Below are 16,323 nucleotides of genomic sequence, written 5' to 3'. Positions count from 1 at the left end.
ATTGACCACGGTGAACGTCGAAAGCCGGATAAGGTGCGTGCACCGCCATCCGGCAAAACGATCACTTTAGTCCTGTTTTCTGCTTCATTGCCGCCATCACTGCCGGTTTATCTGCCAGATAATGGTTCAGGCCGTTGGCGCGCAGATTACAGGCCGCGCAGTGACCGCAACCGTCACCTTTGATGCCGTTATAGCAGGTCAGCGTTTCTTCGCGTACCAGGTCCAGCTTGCCCCAGTAATCGGCCAGTGCCCAGGTTTCGGCTTTATCGATCCACATCAGCGGGGTTTCAAAGCGGATATCTTTCGCCATTCCCAGGCTTACGGCATGGTTCAGGGCTTTGACGAACTCATCGCGGCAGTCCGGATATCCAGAGAAATCCGTTTCACAAACGCCGGTAATGACCGCCTCCGCCTGCACCTGATACGCGTAAATCGCCGCCAGCGTTAAAAACAGAATATTGCGTCCTGGCACAAAGGTATTAGGAATGCCGTTCGCATCCGGTTCGTAATCGGGTACCGGAATGTTATCGCGGGTCAGGCTGCTGACGGCCAGTTCGCTGAGCAGCGTTACATCAAGTACCTTGTGCGCACGCGCGCCAAGTTTTAAGGCCAGGTCACGTGCGACATCAATCTCAGCGCGATGGCGCTGACCATAATCAAAGGTCACGCAGTGCACTTCATCATACTGATGCAGCGCTTGCGCCAGACAGGTTGTGGAGTCCTGACCCCCACTGAATACAACAACGGCACGTTTCATGGTTTTTCCTGACAAATAACGAAACCCTTATGGTAGCGCCTGGGCGTGTCGCCGACCAGCTTCTTCACGCCGACGGGGGCGGTAGCCAGGCTTCGGTAAATTCAAACCAGCCGCGAGGATTCAGGCGTACGCCGTTCACGCCCGGCGGAGCGCTAATACGATAGTGATAATTGAACAGCGGTGTCAGGGTCGCGTCATGCATCAGCGAGGCGAAAACGTGTTGTAAAGCCGCATGACGATCGTCCTCATCGGCCTGGATTTGCAGGGCATCCAGGGTGGTTTGCAGATGAGTATATGCCGGCGAGCTCAATACATGTGACCAGAGCTGATCGCAACGCAGCCACTGTTCGAGGGTATATTCAGGCGCTTCGCCAATCAGCCTGTCGCCCATCATCAGGTCGGCCTGGGCTAAAGGATGGTCGCCATCCCAGTTTTTAGCATTATGAAAAATAAGCGTTAATTCACAGCCGAGTAGCGCCAGCGCCTGGCGAAGCTGTTCAGCCATGGCGTGCAATTCTACCGGCAGGTGATAGGCCAGCGTAAGTTTTTCCGGTAGCGGCACGTCGTCCAGTTCATCCCATTGGGGGATCATCCATCCCGGCAGCAGCGCATTGCTTGGCGTGATCAGGTTTTCATCCACGTCAAGCGTTTGTAGCAGGGAAGAGCGGTGGATAATATTGACCAGGCGACGGGCCTGCTGCGTATTCAGCCGCGCGCTTTTTCTGAGCGTGAGATAGCAGAAACCGAGGCTGATCCCGCTGCTTACCTGGCTTAGCATGGGAAGCTCTTCGGGTTTACCAATTGCAATTTGAACCGGATGGCGACAGCTGGTGCCCAAATCCTGGGAGAAAAGCTGCGGGGTTATCCAGTATTCAATGGCTTTTAGTAGCGGGTGACTCAGGTGGTAGTGATCGTGACTCTCGATGCGCACCAGGTCTGGGGTAAACAGCGTCAACCGGAACGGACCGGTACCAACAAACGGGAGTTCGGGATGTGCCAGGTGACTGCTGTAGCTTGCCAGACGATGCGCCAGCCAGAAGTCGGGGCGATGCAAAATAAAGGTTAGGCACTGGGGATGCGTCACCTCAATGCGCTTTACGCTGATAAACAGCTTGTTTAACGCGGGTAGCTCTAACAGCTTCAGCAACTGTTGATGTAGCTGTGTGCTGCTGACCGCATCGCCGTTATGCCAGTACAGGGTGGAACGAATATAGAAATCCCAGCGCTGGCCGTCGGCGGAGATATTCCAGTGGTGGGCTAAATCTCCGCAGGGGCGTTGCGTAACACTGTCGAACCGGGTCAGGCCCGAGAATATTTGTCCGGCGAGGTGTTGTTCTGCGCGACCAGGGAGAAATCCAGGGTGCAAAGGGTCGAGCTGGCGGTAATAGGGGATGCGCAGGGTTGGCGTGTCGTTTTGCCACTGCCCGCCCATAAACGGCTGGAGCAGCGTTCTTAATTCTCCCGGCGCCAGCTGAGCCAGCTCCAGTACGCTAAGTTGCTCCCCCTTTTGCAGCGCTTGCTCCATCATAATGCTGCGTAGCGAATCTGGCGTCACCAAAAAGCGCAGTTGCCCGCGTTTCCCACGCCCCGACTGGGCGTGCCACTCCAGCCAGCCAGCATCCTGCGCTTGCTTCAGCAGGGTACGCACGTGGCGCTCGCTGCAAAAACAGCGTTCTGCCAGCTCCCCGACGGTCACCGACTGCGGTTCTCCCGCCGAAGGCTGCCACAGGCGTTGGTACTGATTCAGGCGATTCAACAATCTCATATACACGTCATCCTTCAAGCTGCCTCTTTGTTGGCGGCGTTAATTCACCCCAGTCACTGCATGCTCCTGGACGTTCATTCACTTGCCGCCTGGATGCAACTTGAATGATTTTGTGTAATAAACCCGGAACAATTCATTTTATCTATTCACTATTACTTCCGTATATCTCAGGTAATACTGAATCACAAGTTAACCGCGTCACAGTGTGGAGAAAGAAATGGCTCGTCTGGCTGCATTTGATATGGATGGCACCCTTTTGATGCCGAATCACCATTTAGGTGACGAAACGCTTTCAACGCTGGCGCGCCTGCGTGAACGCGAGATCACCCTGACATTTGCCACCGGCCGCCATGTGCTGGAGATGCGCCATATTTTGGGTTCTATCTCACTGGACGCCTTTTTGATCACGGGTAACGGCACGCGCATTCACTCTGTTGAGGGCGATGTATTGCACCGTCAGGATCTGGATCCGACTGTGGCGGATATCGTGTTACATCAGAAGTGGGATACTACAGCCAGCATGCATGTCTTTAATGACAACGGTTGGTTCACCGGACAAGAGATCCCATCGCTGCTACAGGCGCATGTGTATAGCGGATTTCGCTACCAGATCGTCGATGTGAAACGTATCCCGGCTCATCAGGTAACGAAAGTCTGTTTCTGTGGGGATCATGACTCCCTGATCCAATTACGCATTCAACTGAATGAGGCGCTGGGTGAGCAGGCAAATCTCTGTTTTTCCGCGGTTGATTGCCTTGAGGTGCTGCCGGTGGGCTGTAACAAAGGATCGGCGCTGGCGGTACTAAGCGACCACTTAGGTTATTCAATGGCCGAATGTATGGCGTTTGGCGATGCCATGAACGATCGCGAAATGTTAGGTAGCGTTGGGCGCGGCCTGATTATGGGTAACGCGATGCCACAACTGATTGCTGAACTGCCGCATTTGTCGGTGATTGGGCATTGCCGAAATCAGGCGGTGTCACACTTTTTGACGCATTGGCTGGACAATCCGCATCTACCTTATTCCCCCGAATGAGAGATCCCTTCCAGCAAGCCAGACTTCGCGTCTGGCTTTTTTTTATCCCATTAATGGGTGTTCAGAAGCCGGGTGAGTTCCGCTTTCCACTGCGTTAAATCACCGATGTGCGTGTCGATCCACTGCGGGTTGTAGTAGGTTTCAAGATAGCGTTCGCCGCTGTCGCACAGCAGCGTGACCAGTGAACCGCTTTCTCCTGCATCGCGCATACGGGCGGCAAGTTGCAGCGTTCCCCACATGTTGGTGCCAGTTGAAGCGCCGACTTTGCGGCCCAACTGCGTTTCCAGCCAGTGTGCGGTGGCCACGCTTGCGGCATCCGGCACGCGCAGCATTTCATCGACTACGTCAGGAATGAAGGAGGGTTCGACACGTGGGCGGCCGATGCCTTCGATTTTGCTTCCTACCGGGCTGCGTAACGTTGCATCGCGATCCTGCCAGAAGGGCAGAAAGACTGAGTTTTCCGGATCCACCACCATCAGGCGAGTATCGTAGCCCTGACAACGAATATAGCGGCCAATGGTTGCAGAGGTGCCGCCGGTTCCGGCGCTCATCACAATATGGCGGGGGACGGGGTTGGGCTCGCACTGCATCTGGCGGAAGATGCTGTCAGCAATATTGTTATTGCCACGCCAGTCGGTAGCGCGCTCAGCATAAGTGAACTGGTCCATGTAATGACCGTTCAGCTCACGCGCCAGCTGTTCAGAGGCCGCATAGATTTCACAGGCGCTTTCCACGAAATGACAGCGACCGCCGTAAAACTCAATCTGTTCAATTTTACGCTTCGCCGTACAGGAAGGCATGACGGCAATAAACGGCAGCCCTAACAGTCGGGCGAAATAAGCCTCGGAGACCGCCGTTGAACCGGACGATGATTCAATGATGGTGGTGCCTTCTTTAATCCAGCCATTGCACAATCCGTACAGAAACAGTGAACGCGCCAGACGATGCTTCAGGCTCCCGGTGGGATGCGTGCTCTCATCTTTTAAATAGATCTGAATGCCCGGGAACGCCGGTAGCGACAGACGAATGAGATGCGTATCCGCAGAACGCTGATAATCCGCGTTGATTTCATTGATGGCGTTTTTAACCCAGGAGCTATTCATAATTAATAGATATCCATTTGTCATTTTGTGCCAAGAATAGCGAAAAGCACGGAAAAAATTGTTGCCATTTAGCCTTTAAAATAGAATGTAAGGAGAAAATTCTTCTCTGTGGAGTGGATATGTTAGACAAAATTGACCGTAAGCTGCTTAGCTTACTGCAACAGGACTGCACCCTTTCTTTGCAGGCGTTAGCAGATGCCGTTAATCTGACTACCACCCCCTGCTGGAAACGCCTCAAACGGCTTGAGGATGACGGTATCCTGCTGGGTAGAGTCGCCCTGTTAGATCCAGAAAAACTGGGGCTGGGGCTGACCGCGTTTGTGCTGATTAAGACTCAGCATCACAGCAGTGAATGGTATTGCCGCTTTGTCACCGAAGTCACCGGTATGCCGGAGGTTCTGGGGTTCTGGCGTATGGCAGGGGAATATGATTACCTGATGCGAGTGCAGGTCGCCGATATGAAAAGCTACGATGAATTTTATAAGCGCCTGGTGAACAGCGTACCGGGCCTGTCTGACGTCACCTCCAGCTTTGCGATGGAACAGATTAAATACACAACTGCTCTCCCTATTGAATAACTCTCCCGGCGCTTATTGCCGGAAATCTTGTCAGGACATAACGCGTGCGATTATTTGCTCAATTAAGCTGGTACTTCCGCCGGGAGTGGCGTCGCTACCTCGGGGCGGTGGCCCTGCTTATCATCATCGCTATCCTTCAGCTTATTCCGCCGAAAGTGGTCGGGATCATTGTGGATGGCGTGACGACTCAACGCTTCACCACCGAGCGACTGCTGATGTGGGTGGGAACAATTGCCCTGATTGCAGTGGTGGTTTATTTGCTGCGCTATGTCTGGCGCGTGCTGCTGTTTGGCGCATCCTACCAACTAGCGGTTGAGCTGCGGGAAGATTATTACCGTCAGTTGAGTCGCCAGCATCCAGAATTTTATCTGCGTCACCGCACGGGCGATCTGATGGCGCGTGCGACCAACGATGTCGATCGGGTCGTATTTGCCGCCGGAGAAGGCGTGCTGACGCTGGTAGATTCGCTGGTAATGGGATGTGCGGTGCTGATCGTGATGTCAACGCAGATAAGCTGGCAGTTGACGTTAATTGCGCTGCTGCCGATGCCGGTGATGGCGTTGATGATCAAACGTTACGGCGATCGACTGCATAACCGCTTTAAGCTGGCGCAGGCGGCGTTTTCCAGTCTCAACGACCGTACTCAGGAAAGCCTGACCAGTATTCGCATGATCAAGGCCTTCGGTCTGGAGGATCGGCAATCGGCATTATTTGCCGCCGATGCCGAAGATACCGGTAAGAAAAACCTGCGCGTGGCGCGCATTGACGCCCGCTTTGATCCCACGATTTATATCGCCATTGGCATGGCTAACCTACTGGCGATTGCTGGGGGAAGCTGGATGGTGGTGCACGGTTCGCTGACGCTCGGCCAGCTCACCAGCTTTATGATGTATCTCGGTTTGATGATTTGGCCGATGCTGGCGCTGGCATGGATGTTTAACATCGTCGAACGTGGCAGCGCGGCGTACAGCCGTATTCGCGCCATGCTGTCTGAAGCGCCGGTGGTGGATGACGGCACTGAACCGGTACCGGAAGGGCGTGGAGAGCTGGCGGTGGCGATTCGTGAATTTTGCTACCCGCAAACGGCACATCCGGCGCTGGAAAATGTGAACTTCCAGCTTAAACCTGGGCAGATGTTGGGTATTTGTGGGCCTACCGGCGCGGGGAAAAGTACGGTGCTGTCGCTGATTCAGCGTCATTTTGATATCACCCACGGCGATGTGCGCTTTCATGATATCCCCTTAACGCGATTACAACTGGATAGCTGGCGCAGCCGGCTGGCAGTTGTCAGCCAGACGCCATTCCTGTTTTCGGATACCGTTGGCAATAACATCGCGTTAGGACGCCCTCAGGCCACGCAGGAAGAGATCGAGTATGTGGCACGCCTTGCCAGCGTTCATGAGGATATTTTACGTCTTCCGCAGGGCTACGACACCGAAGTGGGCGAACGTGGGGTGATGCTGTCTGGTGGGCAAAAACAGCGTATTTCTATCGCTCGAGCGCTACTCCTGAACGCTGAAATCCTGATTCTGGATGATGCGCTGTCGGCGGTAGATGGTCGTACCGAGCATCAGATCCTGCATAACCTGCGCCAGTGGGGCGAAGGCAGAACCGTCATTATTAGCGCCCACCGTTTATCGGCCCTGACGGAAGCCAGTGAGATTATCGTGATGCAGCATGGGCATATTGCCCAGCGCGGCGAGCATGATGCGTTAGTGCAGCAGCCTGGCTGGTATCGCGATATGTACCGCTATCAGCAACTGGAAGCGGCGCTGACTGATGCACCAGAGATAAACGAGGAGGCGGCTAATGCGTAGTTTTGGGCAATTATGGCCGACCCTGAAAAGATTGCTGGCGTATGGCTCTCCATGGCGAAAACAGCTGGCTATTGCGGTAGTCATGCTGTGGGTGGCAGCTGCGGCGGAAGTCAGCGGTCCGCTGCTGATTAGCTATTTTATCGATAACATGGTGGCGAAGAATAATCTGCCGCTGGCGATGGTCGCCGGGCTGGTTGCGGCATATATCGGTCTGCAACTGCTGGCGGCTGGCCTGCATTACGCGCAGTCATTGCTGTTTAACCAGGCGGCAGTTGGCGTAGTACAACAGTTGCGCACCGACGTAATGGACGCTGCGCTGCGCCAGCCGCTCAGCGCCTTTGATACTCAACCCGTCGGACAGCTAATCTCCCGCGTGACCAACGACACTGAAGTTATTCGCGACCTGTACGTGACGGTGGTAGCAACGGTCCTGCGCAGCGCGGCATTAATTGGCGCCATGCTGGTAGCGATGTTCAGCCTTGAGTGGCGTATGGCGTTAGTGGCGATGGCCATTTTCCCGGCCGTGCTGGTGGTGATGGTGATTTATCAACGCTACAGCACCCCGATTGTGCGCCGGGTTCGCGCTTATCTGGCGGATATTAACGATGGCTTTAACGAAGTCATCAACGGCATGAGTGTTATCCAGCAGTTCCGCCAGCAGGCGCGATTTGGCGAGAGAATGGGCGAAGCAAGCCGCTCGCACTATATGGCGCGTATGCAGACCCTGCGACTGGATGGTTTTTTGTTGCGCCCGCTGCTTAGCCTTTTCTCGGCGCTGATCCTCTGCGGATTGCTGATGCTGTTCAGTTTTACCTCTGGCAGCTCGATCGAGGTTGGCGTGCTGTACGCGTTTATCAGCTACCTCGGCCGTTTGAACGAACCGCTGATCGAGTTGACCACTCAGCAATCAATGCTGCAGCAGGCGGTTGTCGCCGGTGAGCGAGTGTTCGAACTGATGGATGGGCCACGTCAGCGCTATGGTGAAGATGAGCGGCCGCTAAAGAGCGGGGACATTGAGGTGGATAACGTTTCATTTGCCTATCGCGACGACAATCTGGTGCTGCAAAATATCAGTTTGTCCGTGCCTTCGCGCAGCTTTGTGGCTTTGGTCGGACACACCGGCAGTGGTAAAAGCACGCTCGCCAGCCTGTTGATGGGTTACTACCCGCTGACGCAGGGGGAAATCCGCCTTGATGGACGGCCGCTGTCTTCACTGAGCCACGGTGCGTTACGTCAGGGCATCGCCATGGTGCAGCAGGATCCGGTGGTGATGGCAGATACCTTCCTGGCGAACGTCACGCTGGGCCGCGATATCTCAGAAGAGCGGGTATGGCAGGCGCTGGAGACCGAGCAACTGGCAGAACTGGCGCGAGGTCTGAGCGAGGGGATTCATACCCGGCTGGGCGAGCAGGGCAATAATCTCTCCGTTGGTCAAAAACAGCTGCTGGCGTTGGCGCGGGTGTTGGTTGAAACGCCACAGGTGTTGATCCTCGACGAAGCGACGGCCAGTATTGACTCCGGTACTGAACAGGCCATTCAGCAAGCTCTGGCGGCGGTACGTGAACACACCACGCTGGTGGTGATTGCGCATCGGTTATCGACGATTGTCGATGCGGACACCATTCTGGTGCTGCATCGCGGTCAGGCGGTTGAGCGTGGTACGCACCAGCAATTACTCGCGGCGCAAGGCCGTTACTGGCAGATGTATCAGCTGCAGCTGGCGGGTGAAGAGTTAGCCGCCAGTACGCAAGACGATTCTGTTATCGCCTGATGGCGCGGCGCTTATCCGGTCTGGGGCCTGCGCGGTCTCGTAGGCCGGATAAGGCGTTTACGCTGCCATCCGGCAATCAACAATCTGGTGCAAAAATGTAACGCACTATGCACCGTTATAGTGCGTTTTTTCTTTTTCTCTCCCGGAAGTACCCTGAGAACCTGAATCATCCCGCCTTTTTCATTTCTGGCACATCCCTTGCAATATTCCTCTCGTGTATCTGCAGCCACTACTGAATTCTGACTGGAGGGGATCTATGAAGCTGGTTACCGTGGTAATCAAACCGTTCAAACTGGAAGACGTCCGTGAAGCATTGTCGTCTATTGGTATTCAGGGGCTGACCGTCACCGAAGTGAAGGGGTTTGGCCGACAGAAAGGTCATGCTGAGCTGTACCGTGGGGCTGAATATAGCGTCAATTTTCTGCCGAAGGTGAAGATTGATGTGGCGATTGCCGACGACCAACTGGATGGCGTGATTGATGTCATCAGTAAGGCGGCATACACCGGAAAAATTGGCGACGGCAAAATCTTCGTCGCCGAGCTGCAACGTGTGATTCGTATTCGTACCGGCGAAGCCGACGAAGCCGCACTGTAACGTCTGGCACACAGTGATAGGAAACCAAAAAATGAAGATAGCAACGATGAAAACAGGTATTGCTTCACTGGCGCTGCTGCCGGGACTGGCGATGGCGGCACCGGCGGTTGCGGATAAAGCGGATAACGCTTTTATGATGATCTGTACCGCGCTGGTGCTGTTTATGACCATCCCTGGCATTGCGCTGTTCTACGGCGGTTTGATTCGCGGTAAGAACGTGCTGTCGATGCTGACTCAGGTTACGGTGACATTTGCTCTGGTTTGTATTTTATGGGTGGTTTATGGCTACTCACTGGCCTTTGGCGAAGGAAATAATTTCTTCGGCAACTTCAACTGGGTATTGCTGAAGAATATTGCGCTGACGGCAGTAACGGGGAGCTTCTACCAGTACATTCACGTTGCTTTTCAGGGCTCGTTCGCCTGCATCACCGTTGGGCTAATCGTCGGTGCGCTGGCTGAACGTATTCGCTTCTCCGCGGTGCTGATTTTTGTGGTGGTATGGTTAACGCTGTCGTACATCCCCATTGCCCATATGGTCTGGGGCGGCGGCTTGCTGGCTTCCCACGGCGCGCTGGATTTTGCCGGCGGAACGGTTGTGCACATCAACGCGGCGATTGCCGGTCTGGTAGGCGCGTATCTGATTGGCAAACGTGTCGGTTTTGGCAAAGAAGCTTTTAAACCGCATAACCTGCCGATGGTCTTCACCGGTACCGCTATTCTCTACATTGGTTGGTTTGGCTTTAACGCTGGTTCAGCGGGTACGGCAAATGAAATCGCCGCACTGGCCTTCGTCAATACCGTGGTCGCCACCGCTGCAGCCATCCTCGGATGGATCTTCGGTGAATGGGCGCTGCGTGGTAAACCGTCTCTGCTGGGCGCCTGCTCTGGTGCCATTGCGGGTCTGGTGGGCGTAACACCTGCATGTGGCTACATCGGTGTCGGCGGCGCGCTGATAATCGGTGTCGTTGCGGGTTTGGCAGGCCTGTGGGGCGTGACCATGCTGAAGCGTTTTCTGCGTGTGGACGATCCGTGTGACGTGTTTGGCGTTCACGGCGTGTGCGGCATTGTCGGCTGTATCCTGACCGGAGTTTTCGCTGCCAGCTCTTTGGGAGGCGTGGGCTTTGCCGAGGGCGTGACCATGGGGCATCAGCTGCTGGTGCAACTGGAAAGCGTGGCGATCACCATCGTCTGGTCTGGCGTGGTGGCTTTCATTGGCTATAAGCTGGCGGATATGACGGTTGGTTTGCGCGTACCGGAAGAGCAGGAGCGCGAAGGTCTGGATGTAAACAGTCACGGCGAGAACGCTTACAACGCCTGATTCTCAATTTGCCGGATGGCAACGCTTTTGCGCCACCATCCGGTAATTCTCAATTGCGATTACGCATTACCCCTTCCTGTACGGTAGAAGCGACCAGCACGCCATCCTGGGTATAAAACTCTCCGCGTACAAAGCCCCGGGCACCGGATGCCGAAGTACTCTCGACGTTATACAGCAGCCATTCATTGATATTAAACGGACGGTGGAACCACATGGAATGGTCAATGGTGGCGATCTGAATCCCTTTTTCCAGGAAGCCAATCCCATACGGTTGCAGCGCAACAGGCAGGAAGTTCAGGTCTGAGGCATAACCCAGCAGATACTGATGGACGCGCAGATCGTCCTGCAGCACGCCGTTAGCTCGGATCCATACCTGGCGCGTCGGAGGTGCGACGTGACCTTTTAGGGGGTTATGAAACTCGACAGGGCGTACTTCCAACGGACGATCGTTGATAAATTTTTCTTTCAACAGCGGCGGCAGCAAATGCGCCACTGAGCGGGCAATTTCCGTTTCTGATTTCAGCTCATCGGGACCCGGCGCATCTGGCATGGTTTTCTGATGTTCAAATCCGTCTTCCGGTGCCTGAAAAGAGGCAGTCATGTAAAAAATGGGTTTACCATTCTGGATCGCGGCAACGCGGCGCGCGCTGAAGCTGTTACCATCACGCAGGACTTCCACATCATAGATGATGGGCTTTTGGCTATCGCCGGGGCGTAAAAAGTAGCTGTGAAAAGAGTGTACCAGACGCTCTTCCGGTACGGTTTCTTTTGCGGCATATAGCGCCTGACCGACAACCTGTCCCCCAAAAACCTGACGTAACCCTAAGTCTTCACTTTGGCCCCGAAAGAGTCCTTCTTCAATTTTTTCCAGATTTAACAATGTCAGCAAATTTTTCAGTGCCAGACTCATACGTGCTCTCCAGGTGATATCGATGTCGCAGCGAGGTAGGCAGAGTATAACGCAATTTTAAAAGTGGTCCGATGGGTGCAATTGTCTGAATTACTGGCCTATTACAGGCAAAAATAGCTGTCTTGTGCCACACTTAGTCACGTTATGTTTTTGTTAACCACTCTTCTGGCGAGGAAAGTTCTCGCTGGTGCATAGATGATAAGGAGAATTTAATGAAACTCGTGCACATGGTAAGTGGTTTAGCGGTTGCAGTCGCTCTGGCGGCCTGTGCCGATAAAAGCGCTGATATTCAGACACCTGCGCCAAGCCCTAATACGTCAATTTCTGACACACAGTCTAAAATTCAGCAGCCAAATGTCTCCGGTACAGTATGGATCCGTCAGAAAGTGGCCTTGCCACCCGATGCGGTGCTAACCGTTACGCTGTCAGATGCTTCACTGGCCGATGCGCCGTCAAAAGTGCTGTCGCAGAAAGCGGTTCGTACTGAAGGTAAACAAGCGCCATTCAGCTTTGTATTACCGTTTAACCCGGCAGATATTCAACCTAACGCCCGTATTCTGCTGAGTGCGGCTATTACGGTAAATGATAAACTGGTCTTTATTACTGATACCGTTCAGACGGTCATCAATCAGGGTGGGACTAAAGCCGACCTGACGTTGGTCCCGGTACAGCAAACAGCAGTACCGGTTCAGGCGAGCGGTGGGGCTACTACCACGGTTCCGTCAACGTCACCAACCCAGGTGAATCCGTCATCTGCGGTTCCGGCTCCCACGCAGTACTAAGGTCGTTGTAACCCTCTCCGCCTGGAGAGGGTTAGTACACCCAGCGATAGCGCTGTAAATCGATCTGTCCGCTTCCTGAAACCACTATTCCTTCAGCCAGCAACGCCTGACGTTGTCGTTGTAGGTCGGGACCTGTCAGCGAAATGGCCCCGTGGCGATTGACCACCCGATGCCAGGGCAGGGTGCTGCCTTCGGGGAGACGCTTAAGCACGCCGCCTACCTGACGCGCAGCGCGCGGCGATCCCGCAAGCCTGGCAACATCGCCATACGTGGTGACGAAACCTTCGGGGATTGAAGCGACAATTTGCCAGACGCGTTGGGGGAAAGAGTCCTGTATATCCATCATTTATTCCTGCGCTAATCCTCCAGCATAATGCCGAATGGCGAAGGAGTGAAGCCGCATTGCACAAGAAAACAGCATCCGATGCTGGATGGGTTGCAATTACAGGGTGCAGCAGTGATAATGCGCCTGCGCGTTGGTTAACAACGCTCTCAATGGGGGCTCTGTTGGTTCTCCCGCAACACTACTCTGTTTACCAGGTCAGGTCCGGAAGGAAGCAGCCAAGGCAGATGACGTGTGTGCCGGGATGTAGCTGGCAGGGCCCCCACCCAATTCTGCCGTCCGGCAATTTCTCTTCTGTTTATCTTCTTTTCTTTGTCATCGTATCGTCATTTTATTGTCATCAAATACTGTCACTGTGTTTTGGGGATGTTATTTGAGCTTTTGCCGCCGCCATTGCGCTGTAATGACATGGTCTTACATCCGGTGTGTTGTGGCTGACCACAAGGATTTTCTACGATGTCGACCGCTGTATTGAATGTCAAAGTTGATGAGGCGCTAAAAGAAAAGCTTCGCCATTATGCTGAAGTGCATAATGAAAATTTGAGTATCGCCACGGAAAAACTGCTACTGATCGCGTTTTCCGCCATTGAAGAGGTGGGAGTCTCCGCTGAGGATATCGATAGCCAGCATACGGAAGAATCCGTAGTTGATGCACTGACTCCTAAAGAAATCAAAGCATTGCGAAGATTACTGAAGAAGAAAAAATGAAACAACAATCGCTCTCAACCGCCTGTAATTATGGCGAAGCCTGTGAAATGCTGCGCTCCGGTTATGTGAAACACGTTCGTCTGAGCTGGAATGTCGGCAGCGATGAGTTCTTCCGTATTGCCTCCGACTGGTGTGATGCTGGGGCAAAAATTAAGAAAGATGGTGAGAATTTCGTGATTTCCCTGAAGGGTTTTCCGGTTCCTCCTCAGCGGTAGTATTGCCTGGACCTCCTCGTCCATCACGGCATTCAAGAGCGAGTCCTTTAACTCGTCGTTTAGATTATTTTACGCATTTTCCCACTGCTGGCCTGCAAGCGCAGGCTATCCCAAATGGGTTGCAACACTCTGAAGGCGGCACAAGCTGTGTCATCCGGCAACGTGAAGGGCATACGCAAAAATCGGTCGAATGCGCCATCAAGGCCGAACCGCGTACCGGTTCCCAACTGAATGCCTGCACTTTCGGCGCGCGTGGCAAAGAGCGTCGCCAGCGTATCAGGCAGTTCAACCCAGAAAGAGAGTCCTCCTTGTGGCTGGGTAAACTGCCATTCCGGGAAATGTGAGTTCATCAGGCGCGAGCACAGGTCTCGCTGTGATGTGAGTCGGCGTCTTCTGTCAGGAAGAAAGTCCTCGGCGTTATCCAGCAGCCAACTGGTGGCGAGTTGTTCAAGCACCGGGGAGCCCAAATCGAAGGTGTCGCGGGTTTGGACCAGCGCGGCAATGGTACGCGCCGACGCCCGAATCCAGCCCAGACGTAATCCGCCCCAAAAGCTTTTCCCTGCTGAACCGAGCAGGATGATTGGGGCATCGCGATTGAATGCGGCAAGCGGCGGTGGCGGTGGGGCGTCATACCACAGGTTCACCATGGTCTCATCGACCACCAACGTCGTGCGGGTTCTTTCAGCAATATCCGCCACGACCTGGCGAGTAGCGGTGTCCATACAGCGCCCGGTCGGGTTGTGAAAATCCGGCATCAGATAGGCCATTCTCGGTGCAGTTTGCGCGATGGTGGCGACCAGACCCGCCGTATCCCAACCGTGCTCGGGCAGCGACACGCCGACGGGGCGACATGACGCCCCTTGTATTGCTGCAATGGCCAGCGGATAAGTGGGGTGATCTACCACTACGCGATCGCCGGGGCCGGTGAGTAAACGCAGGATCAACGCCAGACCGCTAACCGCGCCGTTCACGACCATTATTTCGTCGGGCTGCGTCGGGAGACCGCGTTCGCAATAATGCCGGGCGATGGATTCACGCAAAACCGACAGTCCCTGCGGTAGATACCCGGAGCTCAGCAGATGCTGCGGCATTGCGAACAGTGCCTGCTGGTAAGCCTGATGAATTTCAGGACCGGCACTCAGCGCTGCCGTGGACAAATCAAGCGCTGTGCCAGTGCTGGTCCGCGTAGGCACATGGCGAATGTGTTCCGGCAGGATCACCCGTGAACCGCTACCATGTCGGCTTTCCAGATATCCCTCCTCACGCAGTTGTGCCATGGCGCTGGCGACGGTGGTTCGGCTGACTTGCAGAACGGCAGCGAGCTCGCGCTCACCGGGCAAGCGGCTATCCAGCGCCAGTCGTCCATCGAGGATCAGCAAACGTAACGCTTCTGCCAACTGTCGCCAGATGGGCGTTCGCGAGGGACTTTCCTGCCAGTGTCCGAGCAGGCGTTGCAAAGACTGGCTTCCGTAACGGCGAGATGACATAGCAGTCCACTTTTTGAAAACTGGACATTAATCATAGTGCCAATTGCGGTGAAGATGAAAGTTATCTGAGAGTAAGAGGGGAAGAACATGCTGCGTCGTTTACTTCAGCTGTTTATTGGGCTGACGCTGTACGGTGTGTCGACGGCGATGTTTGTCCGTGCCGATTTAGGGGCCGATCCGTGGAACGTGTTTCACCTGGGGGTGGCAAATTTACTGTCGATGAATATCGGCGTGGTGATTATTGCCGTGGGTGTGTTGGTGCTTCTGGCGTGGATACCGCTACGCCAGCGCCCAGGGTTTGGCACGTTGAGCAACGTGATTATGATTGGGCTGGCGGCAGATATCGCGCTGCTGGTGATTCCGGGATTTGAATCCCTGCTGGCGCGCAGCGGGCTGCTGGTGTCAGCGGTGATACTGAATGCGTTAGCAACCGCTCTGTACATTGGTGCCGGTTTTGGCGCGGGCCCGCGTGACGGTCTGATGACTGGAATTCACGCGCGTACCGGTTGGCCAGTACGACGAATTCGAACCGCAATCGAAGTGTCCGTGTTGCTTATTGGTTGGCTGCTGGGGGGAACCGTTGGGTTTGGAACGGTGCTGTATGCACTGGCTATTGGGCCGCTGATTCAAATTTGCCTGCCATGGTTTTGCCATCAGCCACAGGCGCGTATTCGCATCAGGAATGCGCCTGGGGCACGATCGCCTGCTGGCGACTAAACTTAACCTCGACTGACGCGGCCGGAATCGGCTTGCCGCGCAGTACACTTCGGAGGTTTTTCTCATGAAGTATGTTGATGGCTTTGTGGTTGCCGTACCCGCTGAAAACAAGGAGGCGTACATTGCGATGGCGGCAAAAGCAGCTCCGCTTTTCAAGGAGTTCGGTGCATTGCGCGTGGTGGAGTGCTGGGCAGATGATGTCCCCGACGGCAAACTGACCGATTTTCGCATGGCTGTGAAAGCGCAGGATCATGAAGAAGTGGTATTCAGCTGGATTGAATACCCTTCCAAAGAGGTCCGCGATGCGGCGAATCAGAAGATGATGTCCGATCCCCGTATGAAGGAATTCGGTGAATCTATGCCATTTGATGGCAAGCGAATGATCTACGGTGGATTTGCGCCCATTATGGAAGAGTGATGT

16 protein-coding genes, 1 other RNA gene and 1 pseudogene are annotated in these 16,323 nt (G+C 54.5%); 12 read left to right on the top strand and 6 right to left on the bottom strand.

What is annotated here, in order from left to right; all coding sequences use genetic code 11:
* Positions 1 to 61 precede the first annotated feature (61 nt).
* Together queC and HV037_RS18160 are read right to left on the bottom strand one after the other, a co-directional pair.
* A complete protein-coding gene (queC, locus tag HV037_RS18165; RefSeq protein ID WP_003021638.1) occupies positions 62 to 757 on the bottom strand; it encodes a 7-cyano-7-deazaguanine synthase QueC in 696 nt (231 codons plus the stop codon).
* 64 nt (positions 758 to 821) lie between these two features.
* Positions 822 to 2,522 carry an SgrR family transcriptional regulator gene (locus tag HV037_RS18160; RefSeq protein ID WP_016155866.1) on the bottom strand — a complete coding sequence of 567 codons (1,701 nt, stop codon included), beginning with the start codon at positions 2,520 to 2,522 and terminating at the stop codon, positions 822 to 824.
* Between the two features lie 217 nt (positions 2,523 to 2,739).
* Between HV037_RS18160 and cof the strand changes: the two genes are divergently transcribed.
* On the top strand, positions 2,740 to 3,558 hold the full coding sequence (gene cof, locus HV037_RS18155; protein WP_016152057.1) for an HMP-PP phosphatase: 819 nt from the start codon (positions 2,740 to 2,742) through the stop codon (positions 3,556 to 3,558).
* Between the two features lie 50 nt (positions 3,559 to 3,608).
* On the opposite strand, the gene HV037_RS18150 is transcribed toward cof, so the two are convergent.
* Positions 3,609 to 4,664: a PLP-dependent cysteine synthase family protein gene (locus HV037_RS18150; RefSeq protein WP_152692699.1), complete on the bottom strand. Its 1,056-nt coding sequence runs from the start codon at positions 4,662 to 4,664 to the stop codon at positions 3,609 to 3,611.
* Positions 4,665 to 4,780: 116 nt separating this feature from the next.
* Here HV037_RS18150 and decR point away from each other — a divergent pair, with 116 nt between their 5' ends.
* The 5 genes from decR to amtB all read left to right on the top strand — a co-directional run bounded on the left by decR (position 4,781) and on the right by amtB (position 10,740).
* Positions 4,781 to 5,239 carry a DNA-binding transcriptional regulator DecR gene (gene decR / locus HV037_RS18145; protein WP_016152059.1) on the top strand — a complete coding sequence of 153 codons (459 nt, stop codon included), beginning with the start codon at positions 4,781 to 4,783 and terminating at the stop codon, positions 5,237 to 5,239.
* Between the two features lie 44 nt (positions 5,240 to 5,283).
* Positions 5,284 to 7,056, top strand: a complete 1,773-nt coding sequence (locus HV037_RS18140) for a SmdA family multidrug ABC transporter permease/ATP-binding protein (RefSeq protein ID WP_016155869.1) — start codon at positions 5,284 to 5,286, stop codon at positions 7,054 to 7,056.
* Positions 7,049 to 8,827 (top strand): SmdB family multidrug efflux ABC transporter permease/ATP-binding protein, encoded by a 1,779-nt coding sequence (locus HV037_RS18135; protein WP_181545562.1) that lies wholly within the window; start codon positions 7,049 to 7,051, stop codon positions 8,825 to 8,827. Before HV037_RS18140 ends, HV037_RS18135 begins: the two co-directional genes overlap by 8 nt.
* A 256-nt stretch (positions 8,828 to 9,083) precedes the next feature.
* A complete protein-coding gene (gene glnK / locus HV037_RS18130; RefSeq protein WP_003021657.1) occupies positions 9,084 to 9,422 on the top strand; it encodes a P-II family nitrogen regulator in 339 nt (112 codons plus the stop codon).
* A gap of 31 nt (positions 9,423 to 9,453) precedes the next feature.
* Positions 9,454 to 10,740 (top strand): ammonium transporter AmtB, encoded by a 1,287-nt coding sequence (amtB, locus tag HV037_RS18125; protein ID WP_008783954.1) that lies wholly within the window; start codon positions 9,454 to 9,456, stop codon positions 10,738 to 10,740.
* 49 nt (positions 10,741 to 10,789) lie between these two features.
* On the opposite strand, the gene tesB is transcribed toward amtB, so the two are convergent.
* A complete protein-coding gene (gene tesB / locus HV037_RS18120) occupies positions 10,790 to 11,650 on the bottom strand; it encodes an acyl-CoA thioesterase II (protein ID WP_016152062.1) in 861 nt (286 codons plus the stop codon).
* Between the two features lie 212 nt (positions 11,651 to 11,862).
* Here tesB and HV037_RS18115 point away from each other — a divergent pair, with 212 nt between their 5' ends.
* Entirely contained in the window at positions 11,863 to 12,432 is a 570-nt protein-coding gene (locus HV037_RS18115; RefSeq protein WP_016152063.1) for a YbaY family lipoprotein, read from the top strand.
* Positions 12,433 to 12,463: 31 nt separating this feature from the next.
* Here the strand turns inward: HV037_RS18115 and HV037_RS18110 are convergent.
* A pseudogene (locus HV037_RS18110) lies at positions 12,464 to 12,787 on the bottom strand (MGMT family protein); the annotation flags it as partial.
* Positions 12,788 to 12,937: 150 nt separating this feature from the next.
* Between HV037_RS18110 and ffs the strand changes: the two are divergent.
* The 3 genes from ffs (at position 12,938) to HV037_RS18095 (ending at position 13,698) form a co-directional block, all read left to right on the top strand.
* Positions 12,938 to 13,034: signal recognition particle sRNA small type (gene ffs, locus HV037_RS18105), an RNA gene on the top strand.
* 197 nt (positions 13,035 to 13,231) lie between these two features.
* Positions 13,232 to 13,483, top strand: a complete 252-nt coding sequence (locus tag HV037_RS18100) for a hypothetical protein (RefSeq protein WP_016152065.1) — start codon at positions 13,232 to 13,234, stop codon at positions 13,481 to 13,483.
* Positions 13,480 to 13,698, top strand: a complete 219-nt coding sequence (locus tag HV037_RS18095; protein WP_016152066.1) for a hypothetical protein — start codon at positions 13,480 to 13,482, stop codon at positions 13,696 to 13,698. Before HV037_RS18100 ends, HV037_RS18095 begins: the two co-directional genes overlap by 4 nt.
* A 59-nt stretch (positions 13,699 to 13,757) precedes the next feature.
* Here the strand turns inward: HV037_RS18095 and HV037_RS18090 are convergent, their stop codons facing one another.
* Positions 13,758 to 15,185 carry a PLP-dependent aminotransferase family protein gene (locus HV037_RS18090; RefSeq protein WP_029139437.1) on the bottom strand — a complete coding sequence of 476 codons (1,428 nt, stop codon included), beginning with the start codon at positions 15,183 to 15,185 and terminating at the stop codon, positions 13,758 to 13,760.
* An 87-nt stretch (positions 15,186 to 15,272) separates the two neighbouring features.
* On the opposite strand from HV037_RS18090, the gene HV037_RS18085 reads away from it, so the two are divergent.
* Both HV037_RS18085 and HV037_RS18080 read left to right on the top strand, forming a co-directional pair.
* Positions 15,273 to 15,902 (top strand): hypothetical protein, encoded by a 630-nt coding sequence (locus HV037_RS18085; protein ID WP_103283554.1) that lies wholly within the window; start codon positions 15,273 to 15,275, stop codon positions 15,900 to 15,902.
* 64 nt (positions 15,903 to 15,966) lie between these two features.
* Positions 15,967 to 16,320: a DUF1428 family protein gene (locus HV037_RS18080; RefSeq protein WP_003831033.1), complete on the top strand. Its 354-nt coding sequence runs from the start codon at positions 15,967 to 15,969 to the stop codon at positions 16,318 to 16,320.
* Positions 16,321 to 16,323 lie beyond the last annotated feature (3 nt).

Source organism: Citrobacter sp. RHBSTW-00017, assembly GCF_013797615.1.
In the GTDB taxonomy this organism is placed as follows: domain Bacteria; phylum Pseudomonadota; class Gammaproteobacteria; order Enterobacterales; family Enterobacteriaceae; genus Citrobacter; species Citrobacter braakii.
Note: the sequence above shows the minus strand (reverse complement) of the source record. Positions and strands in the feature narration are given on the sequence as shown.